Here is an 18,656-nt window from a genome sequence, read left to right as displayed (position 1 = left end):
TGAGTCTCTCCGGGGTGCCCGTCACCAGCCGGTAGACCTGCTCCCTGGACAACTTCGCACCCCGTTCGGCCAGCGGGGCGATCAGGTCAGTCGTTTGGAACATGCCACGATCGGCCATCTCCCTGCGTAGATGCCACACATACCCGGTCTTGTTCGCCATGCTGGGCATCATCCCCGATCTGTCTCATAGACACGAGCCAGCGCCTGCTTGAGCATCCGGTTACGCGCGTCGGTGCCGACCGTGGTGTATGTCGCGGTCGTCGACGCCCACGAATGTCCCACCTGCTGTTGCACGAACAGCGGGTCGACCCCGTCCTCGATCAGGTGTGAGACGTACGAATGACGCAGCGAATGAACGGAAAGATCATCCGGAAGGTCGGCCAGACGTCGGAACTGGGCGAAGCGGTCATCGATCTGCCGTGTGGAGATCCTCCCGTCACGCTCGGTCAGCCACACCGCCGGATGCCGCTCACACCCGTACCGAGGCCGGACCTGTTCCAGGTACTGCTCCAACGCCTCGCCCGCCCACGGCATCAGCGTGGCCACCGCGCGCCGCCGCGGCGGGCTGCCCTTCATCGCCTTGCCGTAGCGCACATGCACCACACCGAACCGGCCCAGCTCCGGCGCCGCCGGGTTGACCGTGAAATCGGCCACGTCCAGCATCGCCGTCTCCCTGCGACGCAGTCCCCACCCGTAGACGACCTTGAACAACGTCGCGTCCCGAAACGTCGCCAGCCACCCCTTGCGCCGCGCACCTGCCGCCTGCTCCACCCGGTCGTCGGCGGCATCGAAGAACGCCTGCAGCTCAGCACGGGTCAGCGGGCGACGCTCCGCACGGCCCTCGTGATCGGCCACGTGCGACACGGTGTTGTCCTCGTGACACACCTGCACCGGACGGGCCCCGACCTGCTGCTCGCACTCGGCGATCCAGCCATACCGCGGATCACACACATATCCCAGGAACATGCCCAGCGCGCCCTGATACGACCGCACCGTCGAGTGCGCCCACCCACCCGAGGCGATCCACGTCTCCGCCTGCACAGGCGTCCACTGCCACGGCCACGCACCAGTGAACTCGGCGAACCGGCGCACGAGCCGTTCCCGGCCATCGATCAGCGGCCCGCTCAGCCGACGGCTGGACTGCTGCAGCCGCCACCCCGCCAGCATCGAATCGAACAACGCCGGCTCGACCCGCAGCGGCGTCGCACCGTCCACCAGCACCAACGCAGCCGACCCCGCCGTGCGCATCACCGTCATCCACAACCCTCCCAGGCGGCACCGAATGCAACAAATCGACACTCAATGCAACAGAAATGAATGACACATAGTTACATCCAAAGCAACAGCGTGTATGAACACCCAGCTCACGACGCGTGTCGCCACACCATCAAGCCATCCCCACCGATGACCCTCTGGCCTCGCACGCCAGGTCGGCCACATTCACACAAACTGCCGAATGATGCATCAGATGCAATTCCGCTCATTTGCCAGAGGCAGGCCGCAGTGTGCCGAAGATCATGGATACGGCGTCCCCGGTTGACCTTCAACCACAACGAGCGGCGAAAATTCGAGCCGTCGAGCTGGTGCCCGCCCTCGGTGGTGAAGAGCCACGGCATCCCGTTGCTGGCCCGCTCACGGACGATTGGCAACACGCGGTCCGCCACCGGCACTCGCCTTGCACGACGCGACTTGGTGGCCTTCACGTCGACGCCGTCAGGCTGAGCACGGCGTACCAGCAAGGCCGGGTGCGGCTCTTCCACGAAATCGGTCGGCTGGAGCGCTTTCAGCTCCGACCAACGGACCCCCGTCCAACCGAGGACGAGCATGACGTCAGCCAGCCACGGGTCAACGCTCACCGCATCCACATAGACCGCCTCCAACTCGTCTTCATTGAACGGATGCATCCCGTGTGCGGCAGCGGAGGACTTCGGCACCGTCGTGCCAAGGACCGGATTCTGCATGATCATCCTTTCGGTCACACACCACGAGAAGAACGCCGACAGCGATGCCCGGAATCGCTGAACGGACACGTGGGCGTAGCCGTTGTCCAACAACACGACGTACGCTCGCCCGACCTCCCGCGCCGTCACACGGCTAACAGGCAGTGCCAGGAGCCCCGTGGGTATTAGCCGGGGGAGAGCAGCATCAGCGCGGTACGTCTTAGCCGCTACAGTCGCCCAACGAACCTCCAGCCAGGCCGGTAGGAGATCACGCACACGGGAACGGCCAGCTCTCGGATCTACCCCAGATGCGAGCGCAGCGCGCTCCCGCTCCAGCCACCCCCGAGCCGCCTTCCTCGTATCAAATCCACCTGGTTGCGACTGCCGGGCGCTACTGAGACTACGCAGCAGGTAGGGTGACCTCGAATCTGGCGCCGCCTAATGGGCTGCCGGATGCCACCACGGATCCGTTGTGACGTCGGACGACGCGGTCGACGACCGACAGCCCTAGGCCTACGCCGCCACTTTTTCGGCTGCGCGACTGCTCGAGCCTGGTGAACCGCTGGAACACCCGTTCACGATCAATGAGCGGGATACCGGGTCCGTCGTCGTCGACGGTGATGACCACGGTTCCGTCGTGAGCGGTGGCGGTGACGGCGAGTAGTGAGGTCGCGTGCCGTGCGGCGTTGTCGACCAGGTTGCGGAGCACGCTGGCGAGTTCGGAGTCTTGGCCGGTCACGAGCAGCCCGTCAGCGATGTGAACCTCGATGCCGACAGCGTGGATGTGTGCGGTGGCGTCGCGCGCGAGACTGCTGATATCGACTGACGTAGCTGCTGGTGCCGCGCCTTCGTCGAGGCGGGCAAGGAGGAGTAGGTCGTCGACGATGCGCTCGATGCGGCCGGTCTCCCTGAGAACGGTCGCAGCGCTGTCCTGCCAATCCTTGGCGGCTGGGTGGGCGAGTGCCACCTCCAGCTCGAAGCGGATTGAAGCGACTGGGCTTCGAAGCTCGTGCGAGGCGTCGGAGATGAACTCCTGCTGGCGGACGGACGCTGCGTCGAGTCTGGCCAGCATCCCGTTCATGGTCTCGGCGAGCCGTGCCACCTCGTCGCCGCTGCTGGGGACCGGGACTCGTCGGTCGAGGGTCTGCGACGAGAGTTCCTCGACCTCGGTGCGGATGCGCTCGATCGGATGCAGCGTTCGGCCGGTCGCCGTCCAGGTCACCACTCCGACCAGCAGCACCATCAATGGTGCGCCGAGCGTCGACACCCGGATGATCGCCTCGACACTGCGGACGACCTCGGCTAGTGGGCTGGCGGCCACCACATAGAGGAGTTCGCCATCGATCTCGATCGAGCGCTGCGCGACGGTGAGGTTCGTGCCTTCGGCCAGGACTTCGATCGTGGAGTCACCCAACCCGCCCGTGACTGCTACGCCGCCGCCATCTTCCCCGACGCCGGGCATGGTGAAGAAGCCGCTGCCGAAGATGGGGTGCCCTTCTTGGTCCAAGATCGCAACATAGGTCGGCACCTCTCCACGTTCTCCAGCGGCTTCGTCGGCGCGGATCGCGTCGTCCAGCGCCTGTCGCGGCGGCATCCCCTCCTCGAGCTGGCCCACGATGTGGTCAACCTGGGCCTGGCCGCGCGCCTGCAGCTGGTCGGTGAGCGACCGCTGGACGGTGGCAGCCAGCAAAGCGACCGCCACCACTAGCACCACGGCCACAACACCCATGGCGATCAAGGTTGTCTTTGCCCTCACCGAGCGCAACACTCGGAGGCGGTCAAGCAAAACGGTGCCGCTAGGCCGGGTCGGCATCGGACACCTCGTCCACGACGCGATATCCGACTCCTCGGACGGTCTGGATCGAGTTCCGGCCGAACGGCCGGTCGATCTTGCGCCGCAAGTATCCGATGTAGACCTCGACGACGTTGGGGTCATGATCCTGGTCGGCGCCCCATACCCCGTCCAGCAGCTCGTACTTGTCGACCGGATCGCCATCGCGCACCAGCAAGTACTCCAGTAGCGATGCTTCGCGAGCGGACAGGCTGATCGGCGTGTTGTCGCGGCGGCAGCGCCGCGATGCCGGATCGAAGTAGAGGTCGCCGGCGACGAGTATGGCCGGCCGGACTGTCCCTCCGCGCCGTTGCAGGGCGCGCAGCCGCGCGACGAGTACGACGTAGGAACAGGGCTTGCGCAAGTAGTCGTCGGCGCCGAGATCTAGGGCGTCGGCCTCGTCGTATTCACCGTCCTTGGCGGTGAGCATAAGGATCGGTGTGCTCACGCCGTCGGCGCGCAACTTCCGGCACACAACGTAGCCGTTCATGCCCGGCAGCAAGATATCCAGCACGATCGCGCCATAGGGCCGCTCTCGCCCGCGCCAGTAACCCTCGAGTCCGTCACCGACCACCTCGACCTCGAACCCTTCAGCCCGCAGCCCACGGTCGATGGCGGCCGCGAGTGGTGCCTCGTCCTCCACCACGAGTACTCGCATTCAACCAGTGTGCCCCCAACGGTCCAGATCGGGCCTGTGAGCACTCACAGCAGCTCACAGATCTATCTCAGTGCTCTGGGGGGACATTGAGAGCCGTCTTCACCGGACACGAAATAAGACCCGACGAGGGAGGACCATTCATGCGACTCAGATACCGGATTGTCGGCCTGCTGGCCGGGCTCGTCTTGCTGGGTTCAGCATGCTCTCCGGACGCAACCGAGGAGGACGACGACGGCGGCGGGCAGGAGGCGGCGATGCTCGCACACGCGCAATGTATGCGCGACCACGGCTTCGACTGGCCCGACCCCGTCTTCGTCGACGGCGAGTGGGAGACACATTACGAAGGCATCGACCTGGAATCACCCGAATATCACGCGGCCGAGGCGGAGTGCGAGCGAGTGCGGCAAGAGGCACTGCCCGACGGCGGGACACTCGACGATCCGGGGGAGCGGGCACAGATAGAGGCAGAGCTGGAGGTCATGCTCGAGTTCGCCGCTTGTATGCGTGGCGAGGGCATCGATTTTCCGGACCCGCAGCTCGACGAGGACGGTGTCATCAGCGGTCCCGCCGGCCCATCCGACGGCGACTGGGACTCTTTCGAAGCAGCACGAGAATTCTGTGAGGCCGAGCTCAATGAACCGATGCCCTGAACCCCGTATACCTCGTCGAGGGTGGCGGTTGGTGGCAGCGCTGTGTACCGCCGGGGTGCTCGTCTCAGGATGCACCGCCGCGGCAACGCCCAGGCCACAGGAGACCCCGCCGACGGAAAACGTCGTCACCGCGCCGGTGACCCGGCAGGACCTCGCCACCGACGACCAACTGGCCGGGTGGCTCGGGTACGGCGAACCGATCCCACTCTCGGCCAGCCGGGAAGGCATGGTGACGAAGTTGCCAAGGGAGGGCGCGGTGATCCGTCGGGGCGACGTCGTCGCGGAGATCGACGGCAAGGCCACCCGGCTGCTGTATGGCCAGACACCGGCGTGGCGGCGGCTGTCGGCGGGTGTCCCCAAGGGCCCTGACATCAAGCAGCTGAACGATAATCTCGCGGCGCTCGGTTATGCCAAACGCGACGATTTGCCCGACGATCTGTTCGACTGGCGGACCCGTATGGCCGTGTACGCCTGGCAGCACGAGCTGAATCTGCCTCGGACCGGGGTGGTGGAGTTCGGTGACGTGCTGTTCGCTCCGGCCGCGGTTCGGGTCGAGAAGGTGGAGTCGCCCCTGGGCGCGACGGTCGCGCCCGGCCAGGTGTTAGCAGACGTAACTGGCACTGATCAGCTCGTGGCCATCGACCTCGATGCCGCCCTACGTGACACCGTGCACGAAGGCCTGGCGGTGGTGGTGGTGCTGCCGGACCGCACTCGTACCGAGGCCACCGTGGCGTCGGTCGGGCGGACCATCTCCGGTGATCCAGCCTCCGAACAGGAACCGATCGTCAAGGTCGAGGTGGAACTCGCCAGCGAGCTTGATGAACTCGACGCCTCCCCGGTGACCGTGGTGGTCGAACGCGTCCTCGCCGCGGACGCGTTGACCGTTCCCGTCGGGGCATTGGTGGCACGGCCCGGCGGCGGCTACGCGGTGGAGAGAGCCCGGGCCGGCGGGACCGAGCTGGTGACGGTGGAGCCTGGCCAGTTCGCCGACGGGCTGGTCGAGATCACTGGCGGCATAGCCGAGGGGGACGAAGTTGTGGTGCCGTCATGAGGCGCGGGGCCCACACACGTGCCGAGCAGTCGGCAGTTCTTGAGTTCGTGGACGTGGTGAAGGAGTACAAGGGGGTTCCGCCGGTCCGCGCCCTCGACGGGGTGAGTTTGCGGGTGGACTCCGGTGAGCTGTTCGCCGTCATGGGCCAATCTGGGTCGGGAAAGTCCACGTTGCTCAACCTGGCCGGCGCACTTGACCGCCCGACATCTGGTGTGGTCCGAATCGACGGTCATGACGTGTCTCGGCTCAGCGATACCCGGCTGTCGTCCCTGCGCGGCCGCCGTATCGGATTCGTCTTCCAGCAGTTCGTCCTGATCGAAGGACTCACCGCCATGGCCAACGTGGCTACCGCGCTGGTTTATCAGGGCCTCTCGACCAAGAAACGCCGGGCACGTGCCATCGCCGCTCTCGAGCGCGTAGGCCTGGGCGGCAGGATTCACCATCGCCCCGGCCAACTGTCCGGCGGCGAGCAACAGCGGGTGGCAATCGCCCGCGCACTCGTGGGCGAACCAGCGGTTATTTTGGCTGACGAGCCGACCGGAAATCTGGACTCGGGAACCGGCATGCAGACGGTGGATCTCCTCCGTGAGCTCCACCGAGATGGTGCGACGATCGGCGTCGTCACCCACGATTCGACCCTCGCCGACGAACTCCCACGCGTCGTGACCATCCGCGATGGGCATATCGAGTCCGACACGTCTTCAGGAGGGCCGAGATGACCGCGGCCACAACCAGCAGGCTCCGTATCCGAGATGCCTTGGCCGTTGCATTCACCAGCCTGCGGACTCGACGTCTACGCACCGTGCTCACCGCCAGTGGTGTTGCCGTTGGGATCGCGGCGATGGTCGCTGTGCTGGGCGTATCGACCTCGAGCCGGGCAGACCTCGTCGCGACGCTGGATGAGCTCGGCACCAACATGCTCACCGTCCAACCGGGCCAGTCGTTTACCGGCGTCCGAACCGCACTCCCGGACAGCGCGCCCGGCGCTATCCGCCGCGTAGATGACGTCGGACAAGCGGCCGCCACCGCATCGTTCGACGCTACCGTGCGACGCACCGAGCGGGTGCCGGCCGCACAGACCGGCGGCATCCGGGTGGCGGCTACCGAACCGTCGCTGCTCGATACGCTCCAAACCGGACTCGCGGCCGGCCGTTTCTTCGACGCCGCACCTCACGAGTACCCTACGGTCGTTCTGGGGGCGATAGCCGCTGAGCGACTCGGCATCAACAGCATCGACGATCAACCACTCGTGTGGCTCGGAGACACCTGGTTCGTGGTTGTGGGCATCCTCGAACCCGTCGTCCTGGCGCCGGAGATCGATAGCACCGCGCTTGTCGGCTTTCCAGCCGCAGCTCAGGTGCTACACGCCGACCCAGCCGACATCACGCCGACCAGCGTGTACGTTCGCACCCAACCCGACCGGCTCGACGACGTCCGTCAGCTCCTGCCACGAACCGCCAATCCACAGACCCCGGAGGCGGTCCGCGTCAGTCGTCCGTCCGATGCGCTCGCCGCCCGGGCCGCCGTCGACACCACCTTCACCGCACTCCTGCTGGGGCTCGGTGGGGTCGCTCTCCTCGTCGGCGGAATTGGGATCGCGAACGTCATGGTCATCTCGGTGCTGGAGCGGCGTAAGGAGATCGGCCTGCGCCGGTCGCTCGGTGCCACCCGTCGCCACATCCTGATCCAGTTCCTCCTCGAGGCGATCGCCCTGGCCGGTGTCGGCGGACTCATCGGTACGGCCATCGGCGTCGGAATCACCGTCGGCTACGCCGCCAGCCGCGGATGGTCATTCGCGCTTCCACCTGAAGGGTTAGTCGCGGCAACCGTCCTCGCCGTGCTGGTCGGTGCCCTTGCCGGCTTCTACCCCGCGGCCCGCGCTGCCCGGCTCCAGCCCGCGGAAGCCGTCCGGCCCAGATAACCGGTGTCGTCGGAGCTCCACGGGTGAATTCGTCGCTCAACCGTCATGATCCGCGACCAGACGATGAATCGACACACTCAATATGCCTTGCGACGCGACCTCTAAGCCTCGACTGTGCCGAGGATGTAGAGGCGGAGAAAGGGGCTCGCGGTAGGTGTCGACAGTGTTCGGCAAGGGTTCGTCGGGGTCATCGGCGGTACTGGCCACGTCGTCCTAACGACTACACGAGACCGGCCTCGCGGGCCAGGATGGCGGCTTGGACCCGGCTGGTGCAGCCCAGCTTGCCCAGAATGCGTGACACGTGCGTCTTGGCAGTGGCTTCGGTGATGACCAGGCCGTCGGCTATCTGCTGGTTCGATTGTCCGCCGCCCAGCGCGATGAGCACGTCTCGTTCGCGCGGCGTCAGTTCGGCGAGGCGATCGAGCGCCGGCGCGGCCGGGTCAGGTGCGTCGTCGCCTGAGTCGGGCAGCGACACGAAGGTCGCGAGCACTTGGCGGGTCACTTCGGGTGCCACGACGCCATCCCCGGCCGCGACCCTGCGGACCGCGGAGAGGATGTCGCCTGGCTCGGCGGTCTTCAGCAGGAACCCGGCCGCACCGGCACGCAGCGCGCCGAAGACGTACTCGTCGAGATCGAACGTGGTGAGCACGAGCACGTCTGCCAGTTCTTCGCGCACGATCTCCCGGGTGGCGTCGATCCCGCCGGCGCGCGGCATCTGTACATCCATCAGCACGACGTCCGGCCGTAGTGCCCGCGCGTTGGTCACGGCGCTGTCGCCGTCCGCGGCCTCACCCACGACGACGACGTCGGCCGCCGCGTCGAGAACGAAACGCAGCGCGGTCCTGATCGGCTCGTGGTCATCGGCCAGCAGGACTCTGATCGGCGTGGGCCCGGGGTCGTCGGCACTTGGGGCAACAATGGCTGCCGGGTCTGGATCGGTCATGGTGTGGTGCCTGCCCTTTCGCTACTGCCTGCTACCGATACCGGCAGATTCGCCTCGACGCGCCAGACGGACGTCGTCTCGTCCCCACCGGCGCGAAATCGCCCGCCCAACGCCTCGGCCCGTTCCCGCATGGTGACCAGCCCGGTGCCTGCCGACAGCGAGGGGTGGTCGACCGCGGCCGAGGTGGCGAACGAGTTCTCGACGACGACCCGCACCTCGGCGCCGTCGCCGGAGACCGTGATCCGCACCTCAGACTCCGGCGCGTGTTTGATCGCATTGGCGAGGGCCTCTTGCACGATCCGGAAGCAGGCTTGCCCGATAGCCACCGGCAGCACCGACGTGTCCCTCCACTGGCTGGGCACATCGAGATGAACCCGCAGGCCTGCCGCTCGAGCGGCGGTGACCAGCTCATCGAGGTGCTCCAGACCGCCCATCACGACCGCGGATGTGCTCGCCGCGGACCGGTCGAGCTCGGATCGGAGCACGACGATCATGGAGCGCATTTCCTGCAACGCTTCCAGGGCCTGGGCTCGAACGGTGCGCATGATCGCGCTCTGGTCTCGCTCCGGCGTGGCGAGCCCGGCGGCGGACTGGATGGCAATGGTGGACAGCCGCGAGGCGATCGCGTCGTGCAGATCGCGGGCGATGGCGCTGCGTTCGGCCTGCACCGCTTCAGTCCGGCGCAACTCTCCGATGCGCTCCAGGTCGGCAGCCCGGCGGGCCTCCAGATCGGCCAGCTCGGTCTTCTGCCGGACATTGGCCGCCCACCACAGCGGTACGGCAAACAATGCCAGCTGAAGTCCAATCACCATACTCAGCTGCAGGTCCGGTTCGAGGATCAGCGCCGCGACGGTGCCTCCCGCTACGACGGCGGCGACCACTCCGCTCGCTGCCCGTCGAACCCGGACCCTGTCGGACAACCCGACCCGGAATAGCAGCTCCCAGAACACGATCATCACGCCGACGCTGCCGCCCAGGGCTGCGTCGGCGACGATCGCCGCGGCCCCGAGGCCGAACGCGATGGCCAGGTGTGCGCGCTGGAGAAGCACGGCTGACGTCACCGCCGCGAGTGTCACCAGGTGCCATGCGTCCGGGGCCGATTCCGTCCAGCCCCAGCCCGGGCCCGCCCAGATGTTGGTCAGGCCCACGGTCCACGCTGCGACACCGATACCGAACAGGGTCAGCGCACCCTTGACCGTGCCCCGCCCGACGGACAGACCGGAGAGCCCCAACCCGACCAGCTCCGCCGTGCGTTGCCACCACCGTGCACCCGAGGTTCCGGGCCGTGGGCCCGAAACGTCGGTTGCACGGGTCTGCGCCGCGTCGTCAACCACGGAGTCCATTTCACCAGACCGCGGCGGTCTGCGACGTCATTCGAAGGATGTACACGAACCGCCTCGGCCGGTCGCAGGATCACTCGTCCGGCCGACGCCGTACACCACCCGGAACCACGACATTGGGGTTCAGAACCTGTATCTCGACGTGAGAAGAATGACTGGAGTCCTTGTGGCAACCTTCCTTTACCGGCTGGGCCGGTTCGCGTTCCGGCGCAGATGGACGATCGCACTCGGTTGGGTGATGCTTCTCGTCCTGGCGGTGATCGGTGCGGCGTCGACCAACGATGAACCCGTTGAATCTTTCGACATCCCAGGTATGGAGTCGAGCGAGACGATGGACCTGCTCAACGAACGCTTCCCCGGGATGGCCGCGGACGGCGCGACGGGCCGGGTGGTGTTCGCAGCGCCAGACGGTGAGACGCTGACCGATCCCAGCCACGAGCAGGTCGTCCAATCGGTTGTTCGGGAGATCGGCCAGGTCCCCGGGCTGGCTCACGTAACCGACCCTTTCCAGTCCGGGGCGATCTCCCCTTCCGGTGACGTGGCGTATGCCGAGGTGACGTTCGAGGCCTCGGTGCTCAACTCGGAGGAGCAGGAAGCGCTGCTCGAGGTGGCCGAGAACGGTCGCGACGCGGGCTTGACCGTCGAGATCGGCGGCGCCGTGGCGGCACCCGAAATGGACGACGGAGAAATCGGTGAGCTCATCGGCATCGCCATCGCCGCCCTGGTGCTGGTCATCACCTTCGGGTCGTTCGTCGCGGCGGGACTGCCGTTGCTGAACGCCGTGGTCGGGGTCGGAGTCACCCTGTCTCTGATCACCATCGCCACCCGATTCTTCGAACTCTCGGGCGATGCCTCGGTGCTGGCGCTGATGCTAGGACTAGCGCTAGCAATCGACTACTCACTGTTCATCGCGTTCCGGTACCGGCACGAACTCACCGCCGACCGAGGGCTCGAAGAAGCCGCCGGCCGGGCCGTGGGCACCGCCGGAAATGCGGTGGTGTTCGCCGGACTGACCGTCGTGATCGCCCTAGCGGGCCTGACCGTCGTCGGGATTCCAGTGTTGACGCAGATGGGTCTCGCGGCGGCGATGGCGGTGGCGATCGCGGTGATCGCCGCGCTGACACTACTGCCAGCGATGTTCAGCTTTGCCGGACGGCGGATCCTCGGCGGCCGCATCGCACGCCGCCGGGAACGAGCCAGCAATGACAACGGCAAGACGGTCGGCCTGTCCTGGGCTCAGATGGTGACCAGGAACCCACTTCGGGTGTTGCTGGTCGCATTCCTCGCGGTCGGCACGTTGGCCGTCCCGGCGATGAGCACGCAGCTCGGTATACCCGACGACGGCACTTACGCCGAGGACGACACCCGGCGTCAGGCGTACGACCTGTTGGCCGACGGGTTCGGCCCGGGGGTGAACGGCCCGTTGGCGGTCGTCGTCGACGGCGCCGGGGCCGGACCGGTTGACGCGACACTGCCGCACGTCGTGGAGGTGATCAGTGAGCTGGACAACGTCGTGATCGCTGAACCAACCGCCGTCGACGAGGCCGGCGCTACCGGAGTCATCTCGGTCGTCGCGGAGACCGGACCGGGCGCCGAGGAGACTAAGGGTCTCGTTGATGATATCCGCGACGTAGCACCACAGATCGAAGCCGAGACCGGGGCCGTGATCACCGTCACCGGCCCGACGGCGGTCACCATCGACTTCAGCCAGAAAATGAGCGAGGCGCTGACCCCCTATCTCAGCGTGGTCGTCGGGCTGTCGTTCGTACTCATGATCCTCGTCTTCCGCTCCATCCTGGTGCCGCTGAAGGCGGCACTCGGCTTCCTGGTGACGATGGGGGCCACGTTCGGGGCGACGGTCGCGGTGTTCCAGTGGGGATGGCTCGCCGATGTGCTGGGGGTCGAACAGACCGGGCCGATCTTCAGCCTGCTGCCCGTCGTCCTGATAGGCGTGGTGTTCGGGCTGGCCATGGACTATCAGGTGTTCCTCGTCACCCGGATGCGGGAGGAACACGTACACGGCATGGCCGCCACCCCGGCCGTGATCTCCGGGTTCCAGCACAGCGCCAGGGTGGTCACGGCGGCGGCGATCATCATGATCAGCGTCTTCGGTGCGTTCATCTTCGATGAAGGCTTCATCAAACAGATCAGTTTCGCTCTGGCCTTTGCGGTCTTCATCGACGCGTTCGTCGTCCGGATGACGATCGTCCCCGCCGTTCTGGCGCTGCTGGGTGAGCGGGCCTGGTGGATGCCGCGCTGGCTGGACCGGCTCGTTCCGAACGTCGATGTCGAAGGTGAGAAGCTGCGCGACCAGCTCGACTGGACTGACCAGCCTGCTCAGCCCGACGAGACTGCTGTTGCTAGATGACGGCCGAGGGCAGTAAAGACCATGTCGCCTGAAGTCGTACTGCCTGTCTTCGGCCTCGCGCTGCTCGACACGATGAGCCCGGCCGTGATCGGAATCGGTCTCTTCGTGCTGCTGAGCGGCCGGAAGCGGATCGCCAGACCGCTGCTGGTCTTCCTGGCCACGGTCGCGCTGCTGTACTTCGCCGTCGGTGTTGCCCTGATGGTGGGGCTGGACGCCGTGCTGGCCAACGTCGACTCATTCGCGGACAACCGGGGGGTGTTGTGGGGGCAGGCGGGCGTCGGGGCGGCGTTGCTCGGCTACAGCTTCTTGCCAGCGCGTTTCCGGGCGTTCCGGCGCGGCGCGCGGCAGGAACCGAAGGAGCTGCGGACGCCGGTCATGATCAGCCTCGGACTCGGTGCCGTCGCGCTGGAGGTCGGCATGGTCCTGCCGTACATGGCAGCGATCGGCATCATGACGGCTGCCGAACTGACCATGGCGCAGTGGATGCCGCTCGTCGCCGGATACAACCTGATCATGGTGGCGCCGCCGCTGCTCCTGTACGCCGGATACCGGTTGGCGCGGGAGCGGATCGAGCCACGGATGCGGCGCTGGCGGGAGCGGCTGCAAGCGAAATCGGACGAGACCGTCGTATGGATTGTCGGCATCATCGGCGCGCTGCTGCTGGTGAATGCCCTGCAGAAATTGTTCTAAACAGATACGGAAAGGAACCTCGAAAATGCGCATCGTATTCGAGATCGGTGGCATCATTTTGCTGATCAACGGGATCGGTGGCCTGGTCAAGGACGACTTCGGCCTCCTCGCACGCGTCGCCGACGACGGCGCACCCACCGGGCTCAGCCTGGCTGCCATCGTGGTCGGTGCGGTCCTGGTCGGTGCGAGCCTGCTCAGCCGCAAGTCCGAGAAGGCGCCGGACGCGTAGTGACGGACGACGGCGGGCAGCTCAGCCTCGCGGCCCGAAGCCGCGTCAGGGCACAACATGCGGCAGAATCGGCGGCCGTGACCATTCGCGTGCTGATCGCTGACGACCAGGAGATGGTCCGACGGGGTATGCGGCGCATCGTGGAGAGCCAGACCGACATGCAGGTGGTCGGGGAGGCGGACAACGGAGTCGACGCCGTGGAATTGGCTCGCACGCTCAACCCGGACGTGGCCCTGGTGGACGTCCGGATGCCGCGGATGGACGGCTTGGCCGTGACCCGCCTACTGGCCGGACCGGAGGCGCGCAATCCGGTCCGGGTGGTCGTCGTCACTACCTTCGACCTGGACGAGTATGTCTACCCCGCTCTGCGTTTCGGGGCGTCCGGGTTCGTCCTCAAGCGCTCGGGGCCGGCCCTGCTCGTCGAGGCGGTACGAGCGGCGATGACGGGCGACAGTCTGATCAGCCCATCCGTCACCGTGCGGCTGTTGCAACACGTCACCGGCCGCTCAGCAACCGGGCGTAGGCAACGGGACTCGGCCCTGACGGAGCGGGAGGTCGAGATCGCCGGCAAGGTGGCCGAAGGGCTGACGAACTCCGACATCGCGGCTGAGCTGTTCATCTCGGCCGGTACGGTCAAGACCCATGTGGCGAGTATCCAGCGAAAGCTGGGGGTGCCCAATCGGGTGGGGATAGCCGTACGCGCGTGGGAGCTCGGCTACGCCACCGGCCGGACACCGGGCAGCGGGTCCGCCGGCGACGGATCTGCCGTTTGGTAGATGCGCGCAATCCGTACTTGTGCTCGCCGATCGTAGCCCGGAAGTTGGACGTAGCCTCGCCCCCATGACCTACCCAACCACCGTCCGTCGTCGCCGTTCGCGCGTCAGTGCGGTGGCAGCTGCGTTAATGCTGGTCCCCGCCGTCATCGCGCCGCCCAGTGCCTATCCGCTGGCGATTTCGGCGGCGCTGGTTCTCGCCGTCGCGATCCTGGCGTGGCCGGTCGGCCGGGTCACGCTCGGTCTCGCCGCGGGCAGTGCCGCCGCCCTTTCTCTGGCGATGGACCTCGGCTACTTCGGTGAGCCGGGTCTCGCGCTGCTCTGGTCACCGTTCGAACTGGCCGCGCTGCTCGTGCTCCTGGTGCGGGTGATCCGGTGGATGCCGACTCCCGGGGTGGCGCCCATCGGCGCGCTCACCGGTGCAGCCGCGATTCTGTTTCCGCTGCGCTTCACTCTCCACGACCCGGGCTCCGGGCTCAGCGAATCGGTGTTCCTGGTGGCGCTGGCCGTCTTTCCGGCCGTCTGTGCCGCGGGTGTGGGCCTGTACTTGCGTGCGCTGGAGAGCCGTCGGGTCCGCGCCGTTCAGCAGGCCAGGCGGCAGCAGCGGCTCGAGGTCGCGGCCGACCTGCACGATTTCGTCGCCCACGAGGTGACCGGCATCGTCCTAGAGTCGCAGTCGGCTCAGTTGGAGGAACTGGCGCCGAAGGAGTACCGGGAGCTTCTCGTCCGGATCGAGCAGGCCGGGCAACGGGCTCTGGGTTCCATGGACCGGACCGTCGCCGCGCTGCGCACCGCGGAGGAGGAAGGTGGTGTATCGCCCTCCACCCGGCAGCACGGGCTGGCCGACCTGTCCGAGCTGGTCGACCGCTTCGCCGCGACGTCCACTGCCGAAGTGCGCCTGTCCCTGGCGGCGGACACACTCGATGCCGCGTCTCGGGAGACTCAGGATACGGCGTACCGGGTGGTTCTAGAGGCGCTGACCAACATCCGCCGGCATGCCGCACACGCAGGACGGGTGGAGATCGTCGTGCACCGGGTTGAGGACGGAGCGGTCGAGATCATCGTGGTGAACGATGCAGGAAGTGGCCGGGCCGTTACTCGGCGGGGCGGTGGAGCTGGGCTGGCTGGTCTCGCCGCACGGGTGAGCGCTCTGGGCGGCAGCTTGGACGCTGGCCCGCATGACCAGAGCTGGCGGGTCGTCTGCCGGCTTCCGGCAGGTTCTTGAACCGATATCTGCCGATCGGCAGATGTGCGCGGCCGGTCCGACTAGGCATGCTCCTCAGGTAGTGCAAAGACCACACCTCAGGAGGAACCATGGCGTCCTGGACGACGCGCTCGAAGCGGCCCGCGACCATTGCCGTGGTGGCGGTTCTCGCCACCACGATGAGCCTCACCGGCTGCGACGTGGACGCCTCGTCGGCGACTCCGGAGTCGAAGACCTTCGCGTACGAGGGCGACAGCCTGAAGCTCATGACGAACGAAGTCGCCACCAAGGTGATCCGGACGGACCGGGACGACATCAAGGTCACCCGCTGGTTCGACTCCAGGGCTGGTAGTCAGCGCTTGGTCTGGGAACTCGAGGGCGACATCTTGGAGATCGACGCCGGCTGCAGTGGCCTGGCCATCTGTGACGCGAAGTTCGAGGTGGAGATCCCGGAAGGGCTCGCTGTCATCAAGGACGGCGTCGAAGTGGCGGAGAAGTAGTCATGCTGGAATTGCTCGGCATCACCAAGGTCTATCGCGGCGGAAAACGTGCCGTCGATGACCTGACACTCCGCCTGCGGCCCGGCATGCTCGGGCTGCTGGGGCCCAATGGCGCGGGTAAGTCGTCGCTGATGCGTATCATCGCCACTGTCACCCGGCCGACCAGCGGGAAGCTGCTCTTCCACGGAGAGAGCGCGGTGGCCCGGCCGCAGGCGCTCCGGAAGTCGCTGGGCTATCTTCCCCAAGACTTCGGGGTCTATCCCAATCTCACCTCGCGTGAGTTTCTGCTCTATCTCGCCTCGGCCAAGGGGTTGTCGGCCAAGACCGCGAAGCCGCGCATTGACGAACTCCTGGAGCTCGTCAATCTCACGGAGGCGGTGAAGCGCCCGCTGGGTAAGTACTCGGGCGGCATGCTGCGTCGGGTCGGTATCGCCCAGGTGCTGCTCGGCGACCCTCAGGTGATCATCGTCGACGAGCCGACCGCCGGCCTGGACCCGGAGGAACGGGTCCGGTTCCGTAATCTTCTCAGCGACTTGGCCGCGGAGCGGGTCGTTGTGCTCTCCACCCACATCGTCTCCGATGTCGAGTCCGTCGCGTCTGACATCGCGGTGGTCGCGGGCGGTCGGCTGCAGACTCGCGGCACTCCCGAGGAGCTGTTGCGGTCGGCGGCGGGACAGGTGTGGGAGATGCTGGTGGACCCCGGCTCCGTGGCGCTGATCCAGTCGCAGTACACGGTCATCCGGATGGTGCGCACCACCGAGGGCGTACGAATACGTCTCCTTTCCCGGGAGCGCCCGGCGGGCGGGGCGGAGTCGCTGGCTCCCGACCTGGAGGACGCCTATCTAGCAGTTGTCCGGGGTGCGGAGGACATGCAAGAGCTCGGCAGGCAGCGGCGACAGCATCCCGCGCCGAGGGTGTGACCGGCCATGATGCGAATGCTCACCGGGCTCGCCGTCGCGGATTTCCGCGACCGGGTGCGCCGGCCGGCCTATGTGGTGATCCTCCTCGGAGCCGCGCTGCTCGGCTACGTCGCTGTACCCAGCCCGGATGCCAAGTGGGTGATCATGCAGCTCGGAGACCACCGCGGCATCTACAACAGCGCCTACGTCGGTATGGTGACGGCGCTTGCCAGCGGCCTGTGGCCGACCCTCTGCGGCTTCTACATCGTCCGGAACTCCATCGAGCGTGACCGCAGTACCCGGGTGGGGCAGTTGCTCGCCGCCGCACCCCTGCGCACCTCGGCGTACCTGGCGGGCAAGTTCCTGAGCAATCTGATGTTGCTGGGATCGATGCTAGGCGTTCTCGCCCTCACTGCGCTGGTGATGCAACTGGCGCGCGGCGAGTCCCGGCAGATCGACTTGATCGCCCTCTGGCAGCCCTTCGTGCTTATCGCGCTACCCCTGGTGGCCATGACGGCGGCGCTCGCGCTCCTGTTCGAGTCGCTGCCATTGCTGCGCACGGGCCTGGGCAACGTGCTCTGGTTTTGCATCTGGCTCGTCATCGCGACTGCCGGTCAGGGGCCGGGGTTGCCGCTCGACGGCATCGGAGTGAACAGTGTCGTCCGGGCGATGCACCAGGACATGGTCGATCGAGGAGTGGAGCTCAGCGGGGACTTCAGCCTCGGATTGACCTACCTGGACAATCCGCTCGGCCTTTTCACCTGGGAGGGGTTCACACCGACCGTGGGGTATGTGCTGGGCAGGGCGACGATGGTACTGCTCGCCGTCGCCATCGCACTTCTACCGGTCCTGTGGTTCGGCCGCTTCGACCCCGCCCGCTTCACGGAGGGTCCGCGGGGGTTCCGTCCCACGCTGGTCACCCGCCAGGGGGGTGCGCCGGCCGCCGTACCTCAGCCGGTCGTCGTCAACGAACTGTCGTACCCGGCGGACCAGCGGCTGGACGTCGCAGCCGCGGTGCGTACCCGCCCCGAGACCGGCGCGGTATGGCTGCGTATGTGGGTTGGTGAGGTCCGGATCCTGCTGCAGGGCGTGCGCTGGTGGTGGTGGACCGGCGCCTCGATGCTCCTGCTCGCCGGGCTGGCCGCGCCGCTCGACGGCGTCACCCGGGTCATGCTTCCACTCGCCTGGGTATGGCCCATGCTGATCTGGTCGCGCCTCGGCACCCAGAGCCACGAGCACGGTGTGGGAAGCCTGCTCGGTGCCTACCCCGCGGTACGTCGCCGGGTCGCCGCGGAGTGGAGCGCGGGCTTCACGCTGACCGCCCTGGTCGGATCTGGCCCCCTGATACGGCTGGTGATAGCGGCCGAATGGGCCGGGGTGGCCGCCTGGGCCGGTGGTGCCGTGTTCATCCCGTCCCTGGCGTTGTCGCTGGGCATGCTGAGCCGCACGCACCGTCTCTTCCAGGCCATCTATCTACCGCTTTGGTACACGGTGGCCAACGGCTTGCCCGTCTTCGACTACATGGGCGCCATGCGCGCCACCAGCGACTTCGCGGACGTCCAGGTGGTCATGACGCTCTTGGTCTCGGCCGCCCTGCTGGTCGTTGTCTTTATGACGAACGTGCTGCGTCGGTTCGACCGGGACTGAGATCCGTGGCGA

The 18,656-nt window shown here is 66.8% G+C and carries 19 protein-coding genes; 12 read left to right on the top strand and 7 right to left on the bottom strand.

Going from position 1 to position 18,656, the window contains the following annotated elements:
- The 5 genes from F7O44_RS32125 to F7O44_RS26145 form a co-directional block, all read right to left on the bottom strand.
- Positions 1–160: helix-turn-helix domain-containing protein (locus F7O44_RS32125; protein WP_162453261.1), on the bottom strand; the 160-nt coding region annotated here is incomplete at its 3' end.
- 8 nt (positions 161–168) lie between these two features.
- Complete coding sequence (locus F7O44_RS26160) at positions 169–1,257, bottom strand: tyrosine-type recombinase/integrase (protein ID WP_162453260.1); 1,089 nt, start codon at positions 1,255–1,257, stop codon at positions 169–171.
- A 107-nt stretch (positions 1,258–1,364) separates the two neighbouring features.
- Positions 1,365–2,090: a tyrosine-type recombinase/integrase gene (locus F7O44_RS26155; RefSeq protein WP_162453259.1), complete on the bottom strand. Its 726-nt coding sequence runs from the start codon at positions 2,088–2,090 to the stop codon at positions 1,365–1,367.
- 250 nt (positions 2,091–2,340) lie between these two features.
- On the bottom strand, positions 2,341–3,696 hold the full coding sequence (locus F7O44_RS32120) for an ATP-binding protein (protein WP_162453258.1): 1,356 nt from the start codon (positions 3,694–3,696) through the stop codon (positions 2,341–2,343).
- A gap of 40 nt (positions 3,697–3,736) precedes the next feature.
- Positions 3,737–4,429 carry a response regulator transcription factor gene (locus F7O44_RS26145; protein WP_162453257.1) on the bottom strand — a complete coding sequence of 231 codons (693 nt, stop codon included), beginning with the start codon at positions 4,427–4,429 and terminating at the stop codon, positions 3,737–3,739.
- Positions 4,430–4,569: 140 nt separating this feature from the next.
- Here F7O44_RS26145 and F7O44_RS26140 point away from each other — a divergent pair, with 140 nt between their 5' ends.
- Genes F7O44_RS26140 through F7O44_RS26125 form a run of 4 tightly spaced genes read left to right on the top strand, consistent with a single transcriptional unit; the run spans position 4,570 to position 8,051 of the window.
- Positions 4,570–5,079 (top strand): hypothetical protein, encoded by a 510-nt coding sequence (locus F7O44_RS26140; RefSeq protein ID WP_162453256.1) that lies wholly within the window; start codon positions 4,570–4,572, stop codon positions 5,077–5,079.
- Between the two features lie 31 nt (positions 5,080–5,110).
- Entirely contained in the window at positions 5,111–6,130 is a 1,020-nt protein-coding gene (locus tag F7O44_RS26135; protein ID WP_162453255.1) for a peptidoglycan-binding protein, read from the top strand.
- Positions 6,127–6,849 carry an ABC transporter ATP-binding protein gene (locus F7O44_RS26130; protein WP_162453254.1) on the top strand — a complete coding sequence of 241 codons (723 nt, stop codon included), beginning with the start codon at positions 6,127–6,129 and terminating at the stop codon, positions 6,847–6,849. The genes F7O44_RS26135 and F7O44_RS26130 overlap by 4 nt, the downstream gene beginning before the upstream one ends.
- Positions 6,846–8,051, top strand: coding sequence for an ABC transporter permease (locus F7O44_RS26125; RefSeq protein WP_162453253.1), 1,206 nt, complete (start codon positions 6,846–6,848; stop codon positions 8,049–8,051). The genes F7O44_RS26130 and F7O44_RS26125 overlap by 4 nt, the downstream gene beginning before the upstream one ends.
- A gap of 220 nt (positions 8,052–8,271) precedes the next feature.
- Here F7O44_RS26125 and F7O44_RS26120 read toward each other — a convergent pair whose 3' ends face one another.
- Together F7O44_RS26120 and F7O44_RS26115 are read right to left on the bottom strand one after the other, a co-directional pair.
- Positions 8,272–8,994, bottom strand: coding sequence for a response regulator (locus tag F7O44_RS26120; RefSeq protein WP_162453252.1), 723 nt, complete (start codon positions 8,992–8,994; stop codon positions 8,272–8,274).
- Entirely contained in the window at positions 8,991–10,337 is a 1,347-nt protein-coding gene (locus F7O44_RS26115; protein ID WP_162453251.1) for a sensor histidine kinase, read from the bottom strand. Before F7O44_RS26115 ends, F7O44_RS26120 begins: the two co-directional genes overlap by 4 nt.
- 148 nt (positions 10,338–10,485) lie before the next feature.
- Between F7O44_RS26115 and F7O44_RS26110 the strand changes: the two genes are divergently transcribed.
- The 8 genes from F7O44_RS26110 to F7O44_RS26075 all read left to right on the top strand — a co-directional run bounded on the left by F7O44_RS26110 (position 10,486) and on the right by F7O44_RS26075 (position 18,644).
- On the top strand, positions 10,486–12,702 hold the full coding sequence (locus tag F7O44_RS26110) for an MMPL family transporter (RefSeq protein WP_187361638.1): 2,217 nt from the start codon (positions 10,486–10,488) through the stop codon (positions 12,700–12,702).
- A 21-nt stretch (positions 12,703–12,723) separates the two neighbouring features.
- Positions 12,724–13,392, top strand: a complete 669-nt coding sequence (locus F7O44_RS26105; protein ID WP_162453250.1) for a GAP family protein — start codon at positions 12,724–12,726, stop codon at positions 13,390–13,392.
- A 25-nt stretch (positions 13,393–13,417) separates the two neighbouring features.
- On the top strand, positions 13,418–13,621 hold the full coding sequence (locus F7O44_RS26100; protein WP_162453249.1) for a hypothetical protein: 204 nt from the start codon (positions 13,418–13,420) through the stop codon (positions 13,619–13,621).
- A 77-nt stretch (positions 13,622–13,698) separates the two neighbouring features.
- Entirely contained in the window at positions 13,699–14,397 is a 699-nt protein-coding gene (locus F7O44_RS26095; protein WP_162453248.1) for a response regulator, read from the top strand.
- 64 nt (positions 14,398–14,461) lie between these two features.
- Entirely contained in the window at positions 14,462–15,619 is a 1,158-nt protein-coding gene (locus tag F7O44_RS26090) for a sensor histidine kinase (protein ID WP_222851712.1), read from the top strand.
- An 89-nt stretch (positions 15,620–15,708) separates the two neighbouring features.
- Positions 15,709–16,098: a hypothetical protein gene (locus F7O44_RS26085; RefSeq protein WP_162453247.1), complete on the top strand. Its 390-nt coding sequence runs from the start codon at positions 15,709–15,711 to the stop codon at positions 16,096–16,098.
- Positions 16,099–16,100: 2 nt separating this feature from the next.
- Positions 16,101–17,018 (top strand): ABC transporter ATP-binding protein, encoded by a 918-nt coding sequence (locus F7O44_RS26080; protein ID WP_162453246.1) that lies wholly within the window; start codon positions 16,101–16,103, stop codon positions 17,016–17,018.
- A 6-nt stretch (positions 17,019–17,024) separates the two neighbouring features.
- A complete protein-coding gene (locus tag F7O44_RS26075; RefSeq protein ID WP_162453245.1) occupies positions 17,025–18,644 on the top strand; it encodes an ABC transporter permease in 1,620 nt (539 codons plus the stop codon).
- The last annotated feature ends 12 nt before the right edge of the window (positions 18,645–18,656 follow it).

This window comes from Phytoactinopolyspora mesophila (genome assembly GCF_010122465.1).
GTDB classification, from domain to species: Bacteria; Actinomycetota; Actinomycetes; order Jiangellales; family Jiangellaceae; genus Phytoactinopolyspora; species Phytoactinopolyspora mesophila.
This window is presented reverse-complemented; position numbering and strand designations above follow the sequence as displayed.

Bases quoted from the DNA above. Each gene is read 5' to 3' on its own strand.
- F7O44_RS26085 (WP_162453247.1), top strand. From the start codon at position 15,709: ATGGCGTCCTGGACGACGCGCTCGAAGCGGCCCGCGACCATTGCCGTG.
- F7O44_RS26080 (WP_162453246.1), top strand. From the start codon at position 16,101: ATGCTGGAATTGCTCGGCATCACCAAGGTCTATCGCGGCGGAAAACGT.
- F7O44_RS26100 (WP_162453249.1), top strand. From the start codon at position 13,418: ATGCGCATCGTATTCGAGATCGGTGGCATCATTTTGCTGATCAACGGG.
- F7O44_RS26105 (WP_162453250.1), top strand. From the start codon at position 12,724: ATGTCGCCTGAAGTCGTACTGCCTGTCTTCGGCCTCGCGCTGCTCGAC.
- F7O44_RS26140 (WP_162453256.1), top strand. From the start codon at position 4,570: ATGCGACTCAGATACCGGATTGTCGGCCTGCTGGCCGGGCTCGTCTTG.
- F7O44_RS26125 (WP_162453253.1), top strand. From the start codon at position 6,846: ATGACCGCGGCCACAACCAGCAGGCTCCGTATCCGAGATGCCTTGGCC.
- F7O44_RS26145 (WP_162453257.1), bottom strand. From the start codon at position 4,429: ATGCGAGTACTCGTGGTGGAGGACGAGGCACCACTCGCGGCCGCCATC.
- F7O44_RS26075 (WP_162453245.1), top strand. From the start codon at position 17,025: ATGATGCGAATGCTCACCGGGCTCGCCGTCGCGGATTTCCGCGACCGG.
- F7O44_RS26115 (WP_162453251.1), bottom strand. From the start codon at position 10,337: ATGGACTCCGTGGTTGACGACGCGGCGCAGACCCGTGCAACCGACGTT.
- F7O44_RS26090 (WP_222851712.1), top strand. From the start codon at position 14,462: ATGACCTACCCAACCACCGTCCGTCGTCGCCGTTCGCGCGTCAGTGCG.
- F7O44_RS26120 (WP_162453252.1), bottom strand. From the start codon at position 8,994: ATGACCGATCCAGACCCGGCAGCCATTGTTGCCCCAAGTGCCGACGAC.
- F7O44_RS26130 (WP_162453254.1), top strand. From the start codon at position 6,127: ATGAGGCGCGGGGCCCACACACGTGCCGAGCAGTCGGCAGTTCTTGAG.
- F7O44_RS26110 (WP_187361638.1), top strand. From the start codon at position 10,486: ATGACTGGAGTCCTTGTGGCAACCTTCCTTTACCGGCTGGGCCGGTTC.
- F7O44_RS26160 (WP_162453260.1), bottom strand. From the start codon at position 1,257: ATGACGGTGATGCGCACGGCGGGGTCGGCTGCGTTGGTGCTGGTGGAC.